The organism is Prevotella sp. P5-64 (genome assembly GCF_002251285.1).
In the GTDB taxonomy this organism is placed as follows: domain Bacteria; phylum Bacteroidota; class Bacteroidia; order Bacteroidales; family Bacteroidaceae; genus Prevotella.
Genome location: NZ_NPJK01000004.1, coordinates 36,538 through 53,828, shown reverse-complemented (window position 1 = coordinate 53,828; position 17,291 = coordinate 36,538). Strand labels below are relative to the sequence as shown.

The following is a 17,291-nucleotide window of genomic DNA, read 5'->3' as shown; positions in this document are numbered from 1 at the left end:
CTAATCGCAACTCCGTTTCCTTTCCGCTCCGCGCCGGTGACCTTCGGTTCAGAGTTGCCCCCCATCTATGACCAAGGCTGGACCCTACACGGTGGTAGCGTCCAGCCCTGGCTGTATCTGTGCGCCCGTTATGGGCGGCTGTGTCATTATAATATAATAAGGTGTACCCTCTCTCGCCGCTCAGACCATTCCGCCGAGCTGGCGCTTCAGCTCCTGCAACTGCGAGCGCACGGAGATGAGCGTCTCGAGCACCTCGCTGCTGCGGTCGGCGCCCCGGCGGTTTTCGTTGAGCATCTTGCGGGCGGCGGCGAGCTTGAAGCCACGCACCTTGACCAGATTGTATATCGTCTTGAGCAACTCCATATCCTCGGCGGTATACTGGCGCACCTTGTTGAGCGCCTGGGTCTTGGGCTTGAGCTGTGGGAACTCCTTCTCCCAGTATCTCAGCGTGCTCTCGTTGACCCCCAACTGCTGGGCCACTTCCTTGATGGAGTAGTACAATTTCAGTTCCTTGTCCTTTTTAAGCATCTTACTTGTAGCTTTTTATTCCAATTTCTTGCAAAAATACTCAAAACTTGGTAACTTTGCAAGTGTTTTCATAAAATGTTGAATATTAAGCATAATAAAAAGCAAAATAAAGATGATGACAGCTAAAGAAATCCGCGACTCGTACAAAAAATTCTTCGAGTCTAAAGGACACGTTATCGTTCCGTCGGCCCCGATGGTAATCAAGGACGACCCTACGCTGATGTTTACCAATGCCGGTATGAACCAGTGGAAAGATATCATACTGGGTACCAAGGACCCCGAGCCACGCCGTCGGGCCGACACGCAGAAGTGTCTGCGCGTAAGCGGCAAGCACAACGACCTCGAGGAGGTTGGCCACGACACCTACCACCACACCATGTTTGAGATGCTGGGCAACTGGAGCTTCGGCGACTACTTCAAGGAGGGTGCCATCGACTATGCGTGGGAGTATCTCGTCGACGTGCTGCATCTCGACCCCAACGACCTCTATGTCACCGTCTTCGAGGGCTCACCCGAAGAGAATATCCCCCGCGACGAAGAGGCAGCCCGCTACTGGCTCAAGCACGTGCCCGCCGACCACATCATCAACGGCAACAAGCACGACAACTTCTGGGAGATGGGCGATACCGGCCCCTGCGGCCCCTGTAGCGAGATTCACGTAGACTCTCGCCCCCTGGACCAGCGTGGCGACGTGCCCGGCCGCGACCTTGTCAACAAGGACGACCCACAGGTCATCGAGATATGGAACATCGTGTTCATGCAGTTCAACCGCAAGGCCGACGGTTCGCTCGAGCCGCTGGCTATGAACGTCATCGATACCGGTATGGGCTTCGAGCGTCTGGTGCGCATGATGCAGGGCAAGCACTCCAACTACGATACCGACATCTTCCAGCCCATCATCAAGGAGGAAGAGCGCATCACCGGCAAGAAATACGGTGAGAGCGAAGAGACCGACGTGGCTATGCGCGTAGTGGCCGACCACCTGCGTGCCGTGGCCTTCTCTATCGCCGACGGTCAGCTGCCGTCCAATGCCAAGGCTGGCTACGTCATCCGCCGCATCCTGCGCCGTGCCATCCGCTATGCCTATACCTTCCTCGGACAGAAAGAGGCATTCATCTACCGTCTGCTGCCCGTGCTCATCCAGGAGATGGGCGACGCCTTCCCCGAGCTGCCCGCACAGCGCGAGCTCATCGCCCGCGTGATGAAGGAAGAGGAAGACTCGTTCCTCCGCACACTCGAGAAGGGTATCAACATGCTCCAGAACGCCATGGACCAGCTCAAGGCTGAGGGCAAGAACCAGCTCGACGGCGTTCAGGCATTCCGACTCTTCGATACCTATGGTTTCCCCCTCGACCTCACCCAGCTCATCTGTCGTGAACACGGTTTCACCGTCGACGAAGAGCAGTTTGACGCCGAGATGCAGAAGCAGAAAGAGCGCGCCCGCAATGCCGCTGCCGTAGAGAATGGCGACTGGGTCGACGTGGCCGAAGGCAACCAGCAGTTTGTGGGTTACGACTACACCGAATACGAATGTCACATCCTGCGCTACCGCAAGGTGACTCAGAAGAAGAACACCTTCTACGAGCTGGTGCTCGACTATACTCCCTTCTATGGTGAGATGGGTGGCCAGGTGGGCGACACCGGCGTGCTGGTAAGCGAGGACGAGACTGTAGAGGTAATCGACACCAAGCGCGAGAACAACCAGTCTATACACATCGTCAAGGCTCTCCCCAAGAATATCAACGCACAGTTTATGGCATGTGTCGACACCGACAAACGTGCCGGCAGTGCTGCCAACCATACCGCTACCCACCTGCTCGACTATGCGCTCAAGCAGGTACTGGGCGACCACGTAGAGCAGAAGGGCTCGTATGTCAGTGCCAATACGCTGCGTTTCGACTTCTCTCACTTCCAGAAGGTTACTGATGACGAACTGCGTCAGGTTGAGCGTCTTGTCAACGACATGATACGCCAGGACATCCCTCTCGACGAGCATCGCGACACCCCCATGGAGGAAGCCAAGGAACTGGGAGCCATCGCCCTCTTCGGCGAGAAGTATGGCGACCGCGTACGCGTGGTCCGTTTCGGTCCCTCATGCGAGTTCTGTGGTGGTATCCACGCCCAGAGCACCGGCCGCATCGGTATGTTCAAGATCGTCAGCGAAAGCTCGGTAGCCGCCGGCATCCGCCGTATCGAGGCACTTACTGGCAAGACTTGTGAAGAGGCTTACTACGCTCTCGAAGACAGCATGCGCCAGATTAAGGCTCTCTTCAACAACGCCAAAGACCTGCAGGGCGTCATCGCCAAATATATCGAGGAGCACGACGCCATGAAGAAGGACATCGAGGCATTCCGTGCCCAGGCTGTAGAGCGCATGGCGAAGACTCTGGTAGAGAAGGCCGAGGTGGTCAATGGCGTCAACGTCATCAAGGCGGTCATCCCCTTCGAGCCATCGGCAGCCAAGGATCTGGTGTTCAAGATCCGCGAGGCTCTGCCCGAAAATCTGCTCTGCGTCATCGGCTCTACCGCCAATGAGAAGCCTATGCTCTCTGTGATGCTGAGCGACGACATGGTGAGCAGCCATGACCTCAACGCCGGCAAGATGGTACGCGAAGCCGCCCGCCTCATCCAGGGTGGTGGTGGTGGTCAGCCCCACTACGCCCAGGCTGGTGGCAAGAACCTCGACGGTATCTCTGCCGCTGTAGACAAGGTTATCGAGTTGGCCAATCTGTAAGCAGACATCTACTGAGTACATATAACGCAAGTGGCAGCCCATTCCGGCTGCCACTTTTTTTGTTACTCCGTCTGTCAAAGCCAAATCGGTCATTAGGGCTTGCTTGGTTTTTGCTCTTGCTTGACCACATCGGGACACGGCAGGCTTCAGCATATTATTTTCTCCCCCAGCCATCACTTTCCCCCGATTTCCTTTGCGCGTGTGTACATTATTATTATATTTGCAATGTAAACATCTTAACCCCAGTCCATGCGCCACCAGATTGTCATAATGCTGTTGGGGCTCATGACCATACTGAGCCTCTCTGCTTTCGCCAATGTCGAAAGCAGAGAGAGTAATCACGCTACCCAACCCTACAAATACATTACTCTTATGGAAAAGGAAAAAGACTGGGTGCCCACTTTACCTGTCCAATAAATTAAATTCTTAATCTCAAAAGTAGATAATATGTATAGGCTTATAACTTTTATACTTTTATGCGCAAATATATGTATCGCAGATATATTTGCCGCTACTGTAAAGGAGAGTGACTTGGACAGTATGTACAACGACACGCTCATCGTAGGCAAGAAAGTGATATGCGGGCAAAAAATCTATCCACAAAGAGATGATGTCATAACTGCGTGCTTGGCACACGAAAGAAGATTATACCTTGTAGGGAAGTTGAAAGACACTCTTCTCGTCATCACCGATGCCCCTGCTCTTTTTTCTAATGATGCATTCTGCGATGTCAACTTCAAGCATTTCAAGAGCCCATACTATAAATGTATCAAGAAAAAGCAGGGGAAGACACGGTATGTACATGTAGTCAACAAAACAGACACTTTGATATTCAAGAAAAACGACAACAAGTCCAGCTACAGTTTGCAAAGAGGAATATCAAATGGTCGTTGCTTATCATGCACATTTATTTATTTTCCAAGCAACGTTTCCAAGCTGATGTATTTTTTCAGCCTGTCGTTCAAAATCGACTTTGATAAAATATCCCATGTCATTATACGCCCCCTCAAAAATGACGAACGCATTTGGTACTCAAAATACGACATTCCCATGAATAGTTCAAAAAGTCTATTCCATGAAATTGTCTTAGATAAAGATCAAAACGAAATAATAAATGAAGATATATATATGACAACTTTCAAATAGTATTCATTATGAGATACTCATTTTTATTAATCACACTATTGGTTGCTGGTATCAGCAATTTGTGGGGATTCACGCCACACCCGCCATGTGAAAAAGACACTCTCCTGTTTTCACAAGGCCCTTATTATTCATGCGATAATGCTTGGCATTATCCCAAAATAGGGGTGCGTATCTTTCCGAAATACGACTCCTTTGAATATGCTGTTCTGGCACGTTCGTTGGGATTGTACCTTGTTGGTATTGTGAAAGATACTATGGTTGTCGTCACCGACAATCGCAAATACTACTATAACAACTCGCTGCAGAATTTAACGACGAAAGAATTGAAGAAACGCTATAAAAGCAAGTTCAAGATAGACATACAAGATAGGTATGACCGAGCAGATTATGCCATACTAACCAATAAGACAGACACATTGATTTTCGACCGCTCTGGGGAAGATGAACTGTTCGACCTACTCGCTGGAAGCGTAGAGGGAAAGTTCTGTGACACGGACGATCTGCAGGCTGGTGTATATTGTGCCAATATTGCTTCGGAGTTAGGTTTTGTATGGGATGACAAATACCCAGTAAAACACATAGTTATAATGCGTGCCGGAACCGAAGGGAATACGTGGTATACTAAATATGAGATAGGACACAGACCGTTTTTAGATAAAGAAGCATTCATTCCCCTATTCTATGATACTATTTTGTTGAACCTGGATCATGACAGCAGTGGAAAATCCTTTGTCAAGCGCATTGGAATAAATTGGTGTAACTGGGAGTAGAGTCTCTATAAAGATTATGATTTCCATGACGCGGATGAGTAGCTTTGGCCTCAGCAAGCTGCATCATACTATTTTCTCCACCTGTCATCATTTTCTGCCAATTTCCTTTGCGCGTGTGTACATTATTATTATATTTGCAATGTAAACATCTTAACCCCAGTCCATGCGCCGCCAGATTGTCATAATGCTGTTGGGGCTCATGACCATACTGAGCCTCTCTGCTTTCGCCAATGTCGAAAGCAGAGAGAATGACCACGCCACCCAACCCTACAAATACATAGGCAAAGAGCTCGACCGCACCCATGGCCTCGACTGGTACGACCACGGTGCCCGCCACTACGCCCCCGTGACGGGACGATGGAACGCAGTGGATGCCTTGGCGGAGAAAGACTACGCATGGTCGCACGATGAGCGTGCATCATACGCAGATGGTTCACTCTCAGAAAAAATGGGAGGACTACCTGTTCTTATCGTGGGGCATGACGGATATACACGAGGATTTATTTATAATGATAGAGAAATAGAATTGGTTAGGAATGGAGTGCAAATCTATTAAGGGGAAGAGTAAGAATATGTCTAAAAGGGCTTTAAGAGTTTTATTGACTTTGTTTTTTGCATTTGTGATGATGCTATTGGTTGGTTGTAAACCTACTTTGGTAGGATTTAAGCGTGTTTACGGAGATGGCATAGAGCTAACTGAAATAAAACAGAACGACTCGATTATTAGTATCATAAATGACTATATAAAACGGCACCCTAAATACAATACCTTTGTCTTGAGTCGTCCCATCTTGCTGTCTTGGGATGATAGTATTGTATTGAAGGGTCTCATCTTAGGGCCAGGGTACCGTCCTCTTTATGGGCGACGAGAAAAATTGGATACACTATGGTTACATGGGAAATGTGTGATATGCTTTGACTCCATCAGCGATAGAGACCTGTACTATAAAGAAGGCTTTGTAGAGTACAAGAAAAAATACAAAAATGTACAAGATATTTATATACAAAGCAATGGATATGTCGTTGATGGTGAACTTTATAATTATATTTTCCGGTCTATCTATATAGACAGAAAGGATGATAAGTTAATAGTAAATACAAGGCCAGACACCCTGTTCTTACCAATATTTGAGAAATCAAATATTAGATTCACCTGTCCTAACCCAAGTTTCGCACCTTAGAATTATTTTTAACCCAAAGCGGTCATTAGGCCGTTTGGGGTTGAAGGTATCTTCGGCTCTCAGGGCAGCGCCTTGCCATAGTCCCAGGAGCCGTACCTTGTGTCCATTGTGCCTTGCGCTGTTCTACGACAAGGCTGTGGGTTAGCCAATCTGTAAGCAGACATCTCCTGAGTACATATAACGCAAGTGGCAGCTCATTCCGGCTGCCACTTTTTTTGTTACTCCGTCAATCAAAAGTATCTTCGGCTCTTGGGGCAACGCCTTGCCATAGTCCCAGGAGCCATACCTTGTGTCCATTGGGCCTTGCGCTGTACTACGACAAGGCTGTGGGTTGGCTAATCAGCCCAAATCCATCCATTCTCATCTGGCTTTACGTTGTCATAATCTTCTGGCTTGGCGAAAGGAATGGTCTCAGTTGACGCAGCCATAATCGCTACTGTTCCGATGTTGATGACTTGGACGGCGGGTTTCTGATAATTTTTCTTCTCCATAATTACTAAGGTTTAATTCATTATTTATTACTCAAGTGTTACATTTGCGGCACAAAAGTAGGAAGAAGAAACGAGAATGGCGTGTAGCTTTGCCGTTTTAGGTGTGGCTTTGCGTTATTTTGGGTGTAGCTCTGGCAGAAAGGCTACACCCATTTTGACCGAAAAAGCCCTTTTCGCCACGCAGAAAGGGCTGTCCGTTTATCCCAAACATATATAAAACCCATTTTACACCAGTTGGATAAAAATATACTATTTATAGAGGAAACACACCTAATGGGTAGAACAAATACCATGCCCACCATGATTTTGCGACATCACACAAGAAGCGCTTCAGTTCGTTTGAGTATTCATGCCAAGTATTTCCTTGAATCATACGTTTATACATGATTTGTGTTTTATACTGATGGGGTGATAATTAGCCTCCAAGAATTATCTTTCTCTGTACGAGCTATATAGCCTTTGTCTGTAAGGAGTCGCAATTGCTTATTTACCGCTGTAAGACTGATACCGGCAGCCTCTGCCAATTGAGGTATAGTGCTATTCGGCTGCTCATACATGCGATTCAGTATTATGCTGGTGGTTGCACTACGGAATTTTACACGTTCGCCATCAAACCACCATACATTATCTCCGCGCTCAGTCAGGAACTGTATGTCGTATGATACCTCGTCAATAAAGAGATTCGCAAAATAAGTAAGAAACTGTTGGATGTCACGCTTTGAAGCATATGCGCCAAGTGAAGGTGCTGCACCGACAGTCAGGTCTGTACGATGCAATGCCTCTAAATATTCTTTTTTCTTACGGCTACGCACTACTATCATAGGGTAATCATGGCGAGTGAGGATGTAATTGACCATCAATCGAGCAATACGTCCATTGCCATCTTCAAATGGATGAATACGAATGTAACGATAGTGGAATATTGCGGCAAGCTCTATTGGAGTGAACTTGCCCGATCTTTCTGCATCGTTGTACCAATCTACCAAATCACTCATCAAAGCAGGAGTCTCTTCAGGCGTTGCATACTCGAATTGGTCACCATAACGAGTAATGACGGAATTAGGGCGAGTTTTGTATTGCCCGGCATGAATGACGTAGCTCGTCTGAACACCTCCAGGCAGTGTGCGATATACTGTGTAATCCTCACGCAAGAGGGTCTTATGTAATGTTCGGATAAATTGCTGTGTCAAAGGAGTCTCTTTAAGTAGAGCCTCCTCCTTCATTATTTTTAGACCAACATTGCTGGCAGTCATTTCGTGTACATCACGAACATCAGCCTCGCCAACAATCTTTCCGAACATGAGCAAGATCTCTGTCTGTCCATAAGTCAGTGTATTACCCTCAATGTGGTTGCTGTTATAGTTGAAATCAATTGTGAATCGACGGCTAAGCATCTCTCTGTCTCTATCAGACAAAGGCTGCAAAGCGTTCCACTCATTCATTACATCTTCTATTTTTTTCATATATGCGCTTTTTGCAAGAAATCACATTAAAAGGTTTATGTCATCAACCTTTATCGGGTGTAAAGTTAAAAAAATTCCCTCAAACAATAGCAATATAACACATAAAAAGGTGTATTCTAATAACCTTTTTTAGCATTATTCGTTATTCTTGTGCTATTCCATCCGGCATTTTTGTGGTACTTTGTTTTTGTGATGCAATGTATCGTGCATGTGCGTATATATTATAATGGGTAATCTGACAAAACAAGATTTTCAAATTTGCTATCCATAGATAACAATACACAAATCCATATACCTTCTGCTGAATATACTATTCGTTTTATTGTTTCCTATTTCTGTTTGCCTTAACTGCCCTTAATAGATTTCCAAGACGTTCACGTGTGTCTGTATATTACTGATACACTATACTGTTTATATTCGATAGGTGGGGGGTATAGGAACCATTGGGCTGTCGGCTCTCGGCTTACTGCCGTTTCGACAGACCGTCGCGCCACGCCGTAGGGGTACATCCCTCCTTGGCTTTGAAGATGCGGTAGAGCTGGGTGCGCGCAGAGAAACCACACTCGGCAGAGATGGCGTCGTTGCTATAGTCAGGATATTCGCGCATCATATCCTTCGCCACCTGAAAACGTATTCCGCTAAGCCATACGCGGAAGGTGCTGTGCTGACACTGGTCAAAATACTGGGTGAGGTCCCTCTTAGAGATGCCCACGCTGCGCGAGAGGGTCAGCAGGTTGGCTGCGCTGTCCTTGTAGCCCATGTTGGCACACCAGTCGTCGAGCCGCTGCTGGATAAGGGTGCATCGCTCGGCAGAGAGCATAGCATGCCGGTCGTCGGCAATGGCCTCGCCCGCCACGGTCTGCTCCATAGCCACCGTCGGGGTCTGCTCCACAGCCACGGCGACAGCCTCTGGCTCAGCGTCTTTCTCCTCCTCGCTGTCCAAGAGTTCGTCGGTGGGCACATAGCTGTTGCCGAGCGAGATGAAGTTGACGATAAAGAACAGGAAGGCCAACAGCCCCAGCGGGCCTATTATATATAATAAGGTGGTGGAAAGGATGGCTGCCGGTATGGCAAGCGCAGACACGCAGACGATGAAGACGCTGGCTCGCGAGTAGCGCACGTAGGGCATTATGTCAGAGACTGCCATCGTCTCCAGCATGCGCCGGCGACGCAACATCTCGCGCTGGATGACACCCACGCAGTACACGTTGCCGATGACATAGAAGAAGAGCATGACGTAGAGCCACAGCCCGATGTGGAAGCTGCCCGCACGCCAATAGCCGATGCCGAAGACAGCCAGGATAATCAGGTAGATAGCCGAGCAAACCACCGTCATGCGGCGGCTGAACAGCTGTGTCGCCTCGACATTGTATATAGCCTTGGAAATCAGCATGAAGCACGGCGTGTAGACCAGCATGTTGACCACAGCCCCGAGGTCGTCGCCCGCGACCCTGATTTTCATCGCCATCTGCAGCAGATAGTGTGCGCCCAATACCAGTAACGCCAGAAACAGCATCCACCGCGACCGCTCAAAACGACGGTTGCGCCAGTGCACATGCAGACTGCTGAGCCCGAGATAACCAGCGCTCATCAGCATGAAGACGAAGCAGGCGAACTGAAGTAGATATAGTTTGTCCATGTTACCTATGTAGTTAATTAAGTCATTCTTTATATGTCCCAACATGCAAAATTAGAAAAAACAACCCAAACAGCCATCGCAAATGACCATTTATTTTTAATGTTTTCGGCAAACTTGGCTCTCGGGCGATACCTTGCAGCCGCGAGTTGATGACAAATACGAGTGTAATCGTAAAAATCGCTGTAAAGAAACGCCCAAAAACAAATAACAGGCTCATTTCTATCGCAATTCAGTCCAAAATGATTATCTTTACATCCAAATACAAACCATCCAACCCTGCCAATGGCAACTTTATAAGTTACAACACAATGAAACAATTACTATCCCTACTCCTTCTCATGACCCCGTGCATGATTACTGCACAGGTGAAAGTAATCCCAGGTGACACTTTGCCCTCGGAAAGAAAGCCTGTGTATCAGTATGACTCTACTGACATTTCTACCATCCACCCTGAAAAGTACATCGGGCAGAAGGTAATACTGTATCAGAACAAGGGAGTATTGCGGTATGGATGGGACAACAAAACCTATGATGCCCCATTGTTTACATATTTCGAGATAACCGGGTTCAAGGCACCACAGACTTTTCAAATGAAGAGATGTGACAATGGTGATGAATGTAGCTTTGATTTCTTCGGCAGTGGCGTCAAACCTGTTATGGCTGTTGGATATTATGAATCTATTGCCAAGGCAAGAGACAAGAGTCGATGGATAATAGAAGGCAAAGATGGAGTCTGGCAGATTATCGACACTTGGCTTGGTGAAGGAGGCATCCGACATAAACTCAAGATGGTCGGAGACACACTATCCATAAGCCTCCATACGCTATGGGGGCAAAAGAGCTATGCCCACTATGTATACATGATGGACAGATATCGCAACAACGAATGGGTCGTAGACGAGAACAACAGCTATGGGCGGGTTGATACGATAAAAGTCATCAACGGTACCCCTTATCTGGTATTCAAGGACGGCAGAAAAAAGACATATACATTTGATATGAGCAGAGCACAAGGTCGTCATTACATCAGTATTGGTGACTTGCCATTCTTTACAAAATCAGATGGCGTCAAGTATGCTCACAAATACGGCATTACCCGATGGAAACAGATTCTTAGTGGTGACGTAAAGATAGGTTTTACCAAAGAGATGGTAGCATTATCAATAGGTTATCCCAACCAATCGGCGTCAAAGACCAACGTCTACGATGACATGGACATTTGGGAGTACGGCACAGGATTGGAAACCATTGTATTCAAGAACGGCAAGGTTTGTGAGATATGGAACAAATAATGTAAGGGCAACTCATCGTTCGATGCCACGCCTTTCTGCACGCTCAACGCAGTGCTATTGGCAGCCCATACACACAACCAAGCCACCCCTCCACCGCCTACATCCCTTGCCAATGGGCGGCAGCGCATCCCTCTGGAATGGGAAACCGGCGAGAGCGGCATCGGCGGTAGCGCCCATGCAAAAGGGCACAGTCTCATGACCGTGCCCTTTTCCATTATTCTTAAAGCGGTTATCCTACTTCTCCTTCTTCATACGCAGCTCGTAGAGGTCTTTGCGACGGTCGCGCAGATTGCGCACGCTGCCATAGGTATGCAGCTCGTTGAGCAGCGTCAGGTCACAGTCGGCCACCAGTATCTGCTCCGTGCCAGGCGTAGCCATGGCTCCCTTACCGTCGGTGGGGAAGGCAAAGTCGCAGGGGGTAAACACAGCCGACTGAGCATACTGGATGTCCATGTTGTGCACACGGGGCAGGTTGCCCACACTACCCGCAATGGCGACATAACACTCGTTCTCCACGGCGCGCGCCTGGGCACACACCTTCACACGAGCATAGGCATTCTGCGTATCGGTGTTGAAGGGCACGAAGAGTATCTGCATGCCCTCGTCGGCCATGAGGCGCGAGAGTTCGGGGAACTCCACATCGTAGCAGATTAGGATGCCGATGCGGCCACAGTCGGTGTCAAAGGTCTTGACCTCGTCGCCGCGGCTCAAGCCCCAGCTCTTCTGCTCGTCGGGAGTCACATGTATCTTCTCATACATGTCATACGAACCGTCACGGCGGCAGAGGAAGCCCACATTGTAGAGACCGCCGTCGGCCTTGACAAAGGGCATACTGCCGGTGATGATGTTGATGTTGTAACTGATGGCAAGCTCGACGAAGCGGTCGCGTATCTTCTCGGTATACTGCGCCAGTCCGCGTATGGACTGCGCCTCGCCCATATCATTGAAGCGCGCCATAAGGGGTGCGTTGAAGTATTCAGGGAAGAGCACGAAGTCGCTCTTGTAGTCGCTCACCGAGTCGACGAAGAACTCCACCTGCTCGAAGAGGTCGTCCAGATCCTTGTAGGGACGCATCTGCCACTGCACCAGACCCAGTCTCACCGTAGGCCGTTTCTCCACATACGAGTCGGTGGCAGGCTGGTAGTAGATGTTGTCCCACTGGAGCAGCGTGGCACAGTGCTTGGACTCCTCGTCATTGGGCAGATAGTTGCGGATGACGCGGCGCACGTGGAAATCATTGGACAACTGGAACGTAAGCACCGGGTCGTAGATCTCGCGCGAACGTACCTTCTCTATATATTCCTTCGGGCGCATGGTGTCGGCATACTTGTAGTAGTTGGGTATGCGACCGCCAAACATAATGGCCTTCAGATTGAGCTTCTCACAGAGTTCCTTGCGGTATTCATACATGCGGCGTCCGAGTCGCAGCCCGCGATAGTCAGGATGGATAAACACCTCGATGCCGTAGAGGATGTTGCCTTGCGGGTTGTGGGTGTTGAAGGTCTCGTTGCCCGTCACCTTGGCATAGGTGTGGTCGCCCTTTACCATATTATAGTCTACGATAATCGAGAGGGCACAGCCTACAATCTTGTCGTCGACCACTATCACCACCTGACCCTCGGGGAAGATGGTAATGAGCGTCTTGATCTGCTCGTGGGTCCAGAAGACATCGTGGTCGGCATAGATGCGCTTGAACGATTTGGCCAGCTGGTCATAGTCTTCCATACGCAGGTTGCGCAGTTCCACTTTATTGATTTTGTGAGTCGTTTCCATAAAAACACTATTTACCTTGATGATATTAACGGTGCAAAAGTAGCAAAAAACCACCACATATATCGCAATTTCAATGGTTTTAACGCCCGTCGGGGTTATTTTTGGACGTTTATATTGGCTGTTAGTGGGTTTTTGCGTAACTTTGCATCCATCAACTACCACTAAGACCACCACTATGCATCGCATCGCTATCCTGCTATCCACCCTCTGCTGCGCCGTCACGCTGATGGCACAGCCCGCTCTTCCCCCCGTTTTCGCCCAGACCGACGCCGCCCGCATGCGCGCCGACGCCATCACACGTTTCTACCTCGCCCCGGTGAGGGTGATGCAGAGCCACGGCGCCACCCGCCCCGAGGTGCTCACCCGCATCACCAACGGCCAGACCGAACTGGGCCGCAACGGCATGTGCCTGCTCTCTAATGCCGAGGGCGACACCGCCTCTATCACGCTCGACTATGGGCGCGAGCTCCACGGCGGACTCCGCCTCACCCTGGGCAGCAGCAGCCGCCCCGAGCCTTCGCTCGTGCGCATACGCTTCGGCGAGTCGGTGCAGGAGTGCATGAGCGACACCCGCAACACCAAGCCCTGCGTGGGCTATTCCACCGACGACCACGCCAAGCGCGACATCGTGGTCGAGATACCGCGCGACGGACAGATGGAGATAGGCAACACGGGCTTCCGATTTGTGCGCATCGACCTGCTGCGCACCGGCGTCACCGTAGCCATCAAGGAGGCTGCCGCCATCTTCCGCTATCGCGACCTCCCCTACGTGGGTTCGTTCAGTTGCAGCGACAGCAGGCTCGACTCCATCTGGCTCACCGGAGCCTACACCGTACAGCTGTGCATGCAGGAGTTTCTCTGGGATGGCATCAAGCGCGACCGGCTGGTGTGGATAGGCGACATGCACCCCGAGGTGGCCACCATCAACGCCGTCTTCGGCTACTCCGACGTGGTGCCGAGTTCGCTCGACTTCGCCTGCAGTGAGTTTCCGCTGCCCCGCTGGCTCAACAACATTCCCGCCTATTCGCTCTGGTATCTCATCATACAGCACGACTGGTGGATGCACCATGCCGACAGAGCGCTGCTGGAGCGCCACCGCGACTATATCACCCAGCTCGTAGACCAGATAGACCTTACGGTCGACAGCGTGGGCCGCTTCCGCGCCAACGTCTTCCTCGACTGGCCGTCGAGTGCCGACAAGGCGGGCGTGCGCATAGGCGTCCAGGCACTCACGGTGTGGAGCATGGATGCCGCAGCCAAGCTCTGCCGCATCCTCGGCGACTCGGCACGAGAGGACAAGTGCCGCGCCGTGGCCCGACGCATCAGCAGCCACATCGCCACCCCCAAGAAGCTGCGCCAGGCGGCTGCGCTCATGGTGATAGCGGGCTGCATGGACGCCGGCGACATGGCTGAGCGCTATATGCACGGCATCGACGGCTTCTCCACCTTCTATGGCTACTATATGCTCGAAGCCCTGGCGATGGCGGGCCGCTACGACGACGCGTTCGACGCCATCAGCCGATACTGGGGCGGCATGCTCGACCTCGGAGCCACCACCTTCTGGGAAGACTATGACCCGGCGTGGGGCAGCAATGCCAACCGCATCGACGAGATAGGCGACCCCGCGCGCAAGAATGTACATGGCGACTTCGGAGCCTACTGCTACCCGGGCTTCCGTGGCAGCCTGTGTCATGGCTGGGCTTCGGGCCCCACCGCCTGGCTGTCGCGCCACGTGCTGGGGTTTGAGGTAGTCCAGCCGGGATGCCGCACCCTGCGCATACGTCCGCATCTGGGTCATCTCGACTGGGCCGAGGGCTCCTACCCCACCCCCTATGGCGCCGTCAAGGTAAGGCACGAGCGCACCGCCGGCGGCCACATCAAGACCACCATCCTCGCCAAGCCGCGCGGCGTCAAGGTCATCACCGACAGATAAGCCCCCACCCCGCTGCCCACCACCGCGGCAACACCCGAGACTATCTTGGCAACGCCCGAGACCATCTTGGCAAGAGCCGAGACCATCTTGGCAACGCCCGAAACCACCCTGGCAACGCCCGAGACCATCTTGGCAACGCCCGAGACCATCTTGGCAACGCCCGAGACCATCTTGGCAACGCCCGAAACCATCTTGGCAACGCCCGAAACCATCTTGGCAACGCCCGAAACCACCCAGAAGCCTGGAGAGATGACATCAGCGCCGTCTCTCCAGGCTTCTGCTTTGTCCGAGTGCGTCTACATCCTGACGGCAAAGCACGAAATAGTGGTTTCGGGCTTTGCAACGACGATTTCCTACCACGAAACCATGAAATCAAGCCACGAAACAAGATTATCCGTCATCGCGGGCATGATAGCATTGACTGCGCCGACTTTGGCGACTAAAGCGCTGTCTTTTATAATAAAACCGACCGCTGCAGCGTACGCCGGAGAGGTCACAGAAATGGTCTAAGAAGTCGCAAAAGGTAACAATTTATAATTATTTTGATAAAAAAGACGCCGAATTGTTTGCATTATTGATTTTATTCTTTAACTTTGCAATTGGTTAAACGTAATCCACTACACAGATGATGAATACTATTATTATTAGCAGCCTAATTATTCTACAGCCGACAGTTGTAGGTGAAGAGGCGTGCGTGGCAACATGATAATAATGCATCCATCGAGAGACAGAGCCTTTCCACTTACAAGTGAGAAAGGCTTTTTCATTTTCAGGACAACCCAAACCAACGGTAAAAGCAAGTATAAAAACAAGTAGAGTTATGAGCGAGAGATTATTTGTATTCGACACCACCCTGAGAGACGGCGAGCAGGTTCCCGGATGCCAGCTCAACACCGTCGAGAAGATACAGGTGGCGCGCCAGTTGGAGCAACTCGGCGTCGATGTCATTGAAGCAGGCTTCCCGGTATCAAGTCCCGGCGACTTCAACTCGGTGATAGAGATTTCAAAGGCAGTGACCTGGCCCACGATATGTGCGCTGACACGCGCCGTGGAGAAAGACATAGACGTGGCTGCCGATGCTCTGAGCTACGCCCGCCACAAGCGCATCCACACAGGTATAGGCACCAGCGACGAGCACATCCAGTACAAGTTCAACAGCAACCGCGAAGAGATACTGGAGCGTGCTGTGGCGGCGGTGAAGTATGCCAAGCGCTATGTAGAGGATGTGGAATTCTACGCCGAAGACGCCGGCCGCACCGACAATGAGTATCTCGCCCGCGTGGTCGAGGCTGTCATCAAGGCGGGAGCCACGGTGGTCAACATCCCCGACACCACCGGCTACTGTCTGCCCGAAGAGTATGGCCGCAAAATCAAGTATCTCATGGAGCACGTGGACCACATAGACCGCGCCATCATCTCTACACACTGCCACAACGACCTGGGCATGGCCACAGCCAACACCCTGAGCGGTGTGCAGAACGGCGCGCGCCAGGTCGAGGTGACCGTCAACGGCATAGGCGAACGCGCCGGCAACACCGCCCTCGAAGAGATAGCCATGATACTCAAGTGTCATCGCCAGATGGGCATCGAGACCAACATCAATACGCGCCGCATCAGCGCCACCAGCCGCATGGTGAGCAGTCTGATGAATATGCCCGTCCAGGCCAACAAGGCCATCGTGGGGCGCAACGCCTTTGCCCACTCCAGTGGCATCCACCAGGACGGAGTGCTCAAGAACGTGAGTACCTATGAGATTATAGACCCCAAGGATGTGGGCGTCGACGACACGTCGATAGTGCTCACCGCCCGCAGTGGCAGAGCTGCCCTCAAGCACCGTCTGAGCGTGCAGGGCATAGACTACGACGACCCTGGGAAGCTGGACAAGGTCTACGAGCGGTTCCTCCGTCTGGCCGACAAGAAGAAGGAGGTAACCGACGATGATGTGCTGATGCTGGCGGGTGCTGACCGCAAGGACTCCCACGCCATCAAGCTCGACTTCCTGCAGGTTACCACCGGCATGGGCGTGAGAAGCGTCGCCAGCATAGGCATCGACATCTCTGGACAGAAGTTTGAAGAAGCCTCGACCGGCAACGGCCCCGTAGACGCTGCCATCAAGGCGCTCAAGAAGATAATACTCAAGCAGATGACGCTCCGCGAGTTTACCATCCAGGCCATCAACAAGGGCAGCGACGATGTGGGCAAGGTACACATGCAGGTAGAGCACGACGGACATCTCTACTACGGCTTCGGAGCCAACACCGACATCGTCACCGCTTCGGTCGACGCCTATATAGACTGCATCAACAAGTTCAAGACCGCTGGCTGACTGTAGCCAGAGCAC

General features: G+C 51.1%; 14 protein-coding genes and 1 pseudogene. 9 read left to right on the top strand and 6 right to left on the bottom strand.

Annotated features, from left to right (window positions below):
- Nucleotides 1-180: 180 nt before the first annotated feature.
- Complete coding sequence (locus tag CIK87_RS00705; protein WP_022310239.1) at nt 181-528, bottom strand: MerR family transcriptional regulator; 348 nt, start codon at nt 526-528, stop codon at nt 181-183.
- 112 nt (nt 529-640) lie between these two features.
- On the opposite strand from CIK87_RS00705, the gene alaS reads away from it, so the two are divergent.
- From alaS to CIK87_RS00680, 5 genes and pseudogenes are all read left to right on the top strand, one after another.
- On the top strand, nt 641-3,262 hold the full coding sequence (gene alaS / locus CIK87_RS00700) for an alanine--tRNA ligase (RefSeq protein ID WP_094384601.1): 2,622 nt from the start codon (nt 641-643) through the stop codon (nt 3,260-3,262).
- A gap of 540 nt (nt 3,263-3,802) precedes the next feature.
- Nucleotides 3,803-4,408: a hypothetical protein gene (locus CIK87_RS00695; RefSeq protein WP_094384599.1), complete on the top strand. Its 606-nt coding sequence runs from the start codon at nt 3,803-3,805 to the stop codon at nt 4,406-4,408.
- Between the two features lie 8 nt (nt 4,409-4,416).
- Nucleotides 4,417-5,178, top strand: a complete 762-nt coding sequence (locus CIK87_RS00690; RefSeq protein WP_144008051.1) for a hypothetical protein — start codon at nt 4,417-4,419, stop codon at nt 5,176-5,178.
- 163 nt (nt 5,179-5,341) lie between these two features.
- Nucleotides 5,342-5,581: pseudogene (locus CIK87_RS14790) on the top strand (RHS repeat-associated core domain-containing protein); the annotation flags it as partial.
- Nucleotides 5,582-5,750: 169 nt separating this feature from the next.
- Nucleotides 5,751-6,359: a hypothetical protein gene (locus CIK87_RS00680; RefSeq protein WP_144008050.1), complete on the top strand. Its 609-nt coding sequence runs from the start codon at nt 5,751-5,753 to the stop codon at nt 6,357-6,359.
- A gap of 335 nt (nt 6,360-6,694) precedes the next feature.
- On the opposite strand, the gene CIK87_RS14175 is transcribed toward CIK87_RS00680, so the two are convergent.
- The 3 genes from CIK87_RS14175 to CIK87_RS14600 form a co-directional block, all read right to left on the bottom strand.
- Nucleotides 6,695-6,850, bottom strand: a complete 156-nt coding sequence (locus tag CIK87_RS14175; RefSeq protein ID WP_158216166.1) for a hypothetical protein — start codon at nt 6,848-6,850, stop codon at nt 6,695-6,697.
- A 395-nt stretch (nt 6,851-7,245) separates the two neighbouring features.
- Nucleotides 7,246-8,313 (bottom strand): Fic family protein, encoded by a 1,068-nt coding sequence (locus CIK87_RS00675; RefSeq protein WP_094384591.1) that lies wholly within the window; start codon nt 8,311-8,313, stop codon nt 7,246-7,248.
- A gap of 463 nt (nt 8,314-8,776) precedes the next feature.
- Complete coding sequence (locus CIK87_RS14600; RefSeq protein WP_254046478.1) at nt 8,777-9,952, bottom strand: helix-turn-helix domain-containing protein; 1,176 nt, start codon at nt 9,950-9,952, stop codon at nt 8,777-8,779.
- Nucleotides 9,953-10,260: 308 nt separating this feature from the next.
- Between CIK87_RS14600 and CIK87_RS00660 the strand changes: the two genes are divergently transcribed.
- Nucleotides 10,261-11,244 (top strand): hypothetical protein, encoded by a 984-nt coding sequence (locus CIK87_RS00660; protein ID WP_144008049.1) that lies wholly within the window; start codon nt 10,261-10,263, stop codon nt 11,242-11,244.
- A gap of 234 nt (nt 11,245-11,478) precedes the next feature.
- Here CIK87_RS00660 and CIK87_RS00655 read toward each other — a convergent pair whose 3' ends face one another.
- Nucleotides 11,479-13,017, bottom strand: a complete 1,539-nt coding sequence (locus tag CIK87_RS00655; protein ID WP_094384587.1) for a bifunctional GNAT family N-acetyltransferase/carbon-nitrogen hydrolase family protein — start codon at nt 13,015-13,017, stop codon at nt 11,479-11,481.
- Nucleotides 13,018-13,192: 175 nt separating this feature from the next.
- Here CIK87_RS00655 and CIK87_RS00650 point away from each other — a divergent pair, with 175 nt between their 5' ends.
- Nucleotides 13,193-14,950 carry an alpha-L-rhamnosidase C-terminal domain-containing protein gene (locus CIK87_RS00650; RefSeq protein WP_094384585.1) on the top strand — a complete coding sequence of 586 codons (1,758 nt, stop codon included), beginning with the start codon at nt 13,193-13,195 and terminating at the stop codon, nt 14,948-14,950.
- Here the strand turns inward: CIK87_RS00650 and CIK87_RS14785 are convergent.
- Nucleotides 14,848-15,141, bottom strand: coding sequence for a hypothetical protein (locus CIK87_RS14785; RefSeq protein WP_371327093.1), 294 nt, complete (start codon nt 15,139-15,141; stop codon nt 14,848-14,850). The two genes, CIK87_RS00650 and CIK87_RS14785, sit on opposite strands and share 103 nt — an antisense overlap.
- A 22-nt stretch (nt 15,142-15,163) precedes the next feature.
- Between CIK87_RS14785 and CIK87_RS00645 the strand changes: the two genes are divergently transcribed.
- Both CIK87_RS00645 and CIK87_RS00640 read left to right on the top strand, forming a co-directional pair.
- Nucleotides 15,164-15,460 carry a hypothetical protein gene (locus CIK87_RS00645; protein ID WP_371327090.1) on the top strand — a complete coding sequence of 99 codons (297 nt, stop codon included), beginning with the start codon at nt 15,164-15,166 and terminating at the stop codon, nt 15,458-15,460.
- A gap of 310 nt (nt 15,461-15,770) precedes the next feature.
- The gene (locus CIK87_RS00640; protein ID WP_094384581.1) at nt 15,771-17,276 is read left to right on the top strand and encodes a 2-isopropylmalate synthase; all 1,506 of its coding nucleotides are present in this window, start codon (nt 15,771-15,773) and stop codon (nt 17,274-17,276) included.
- Nucleotides 17,277-17,291: the final 15 nt, after the last annotated feature.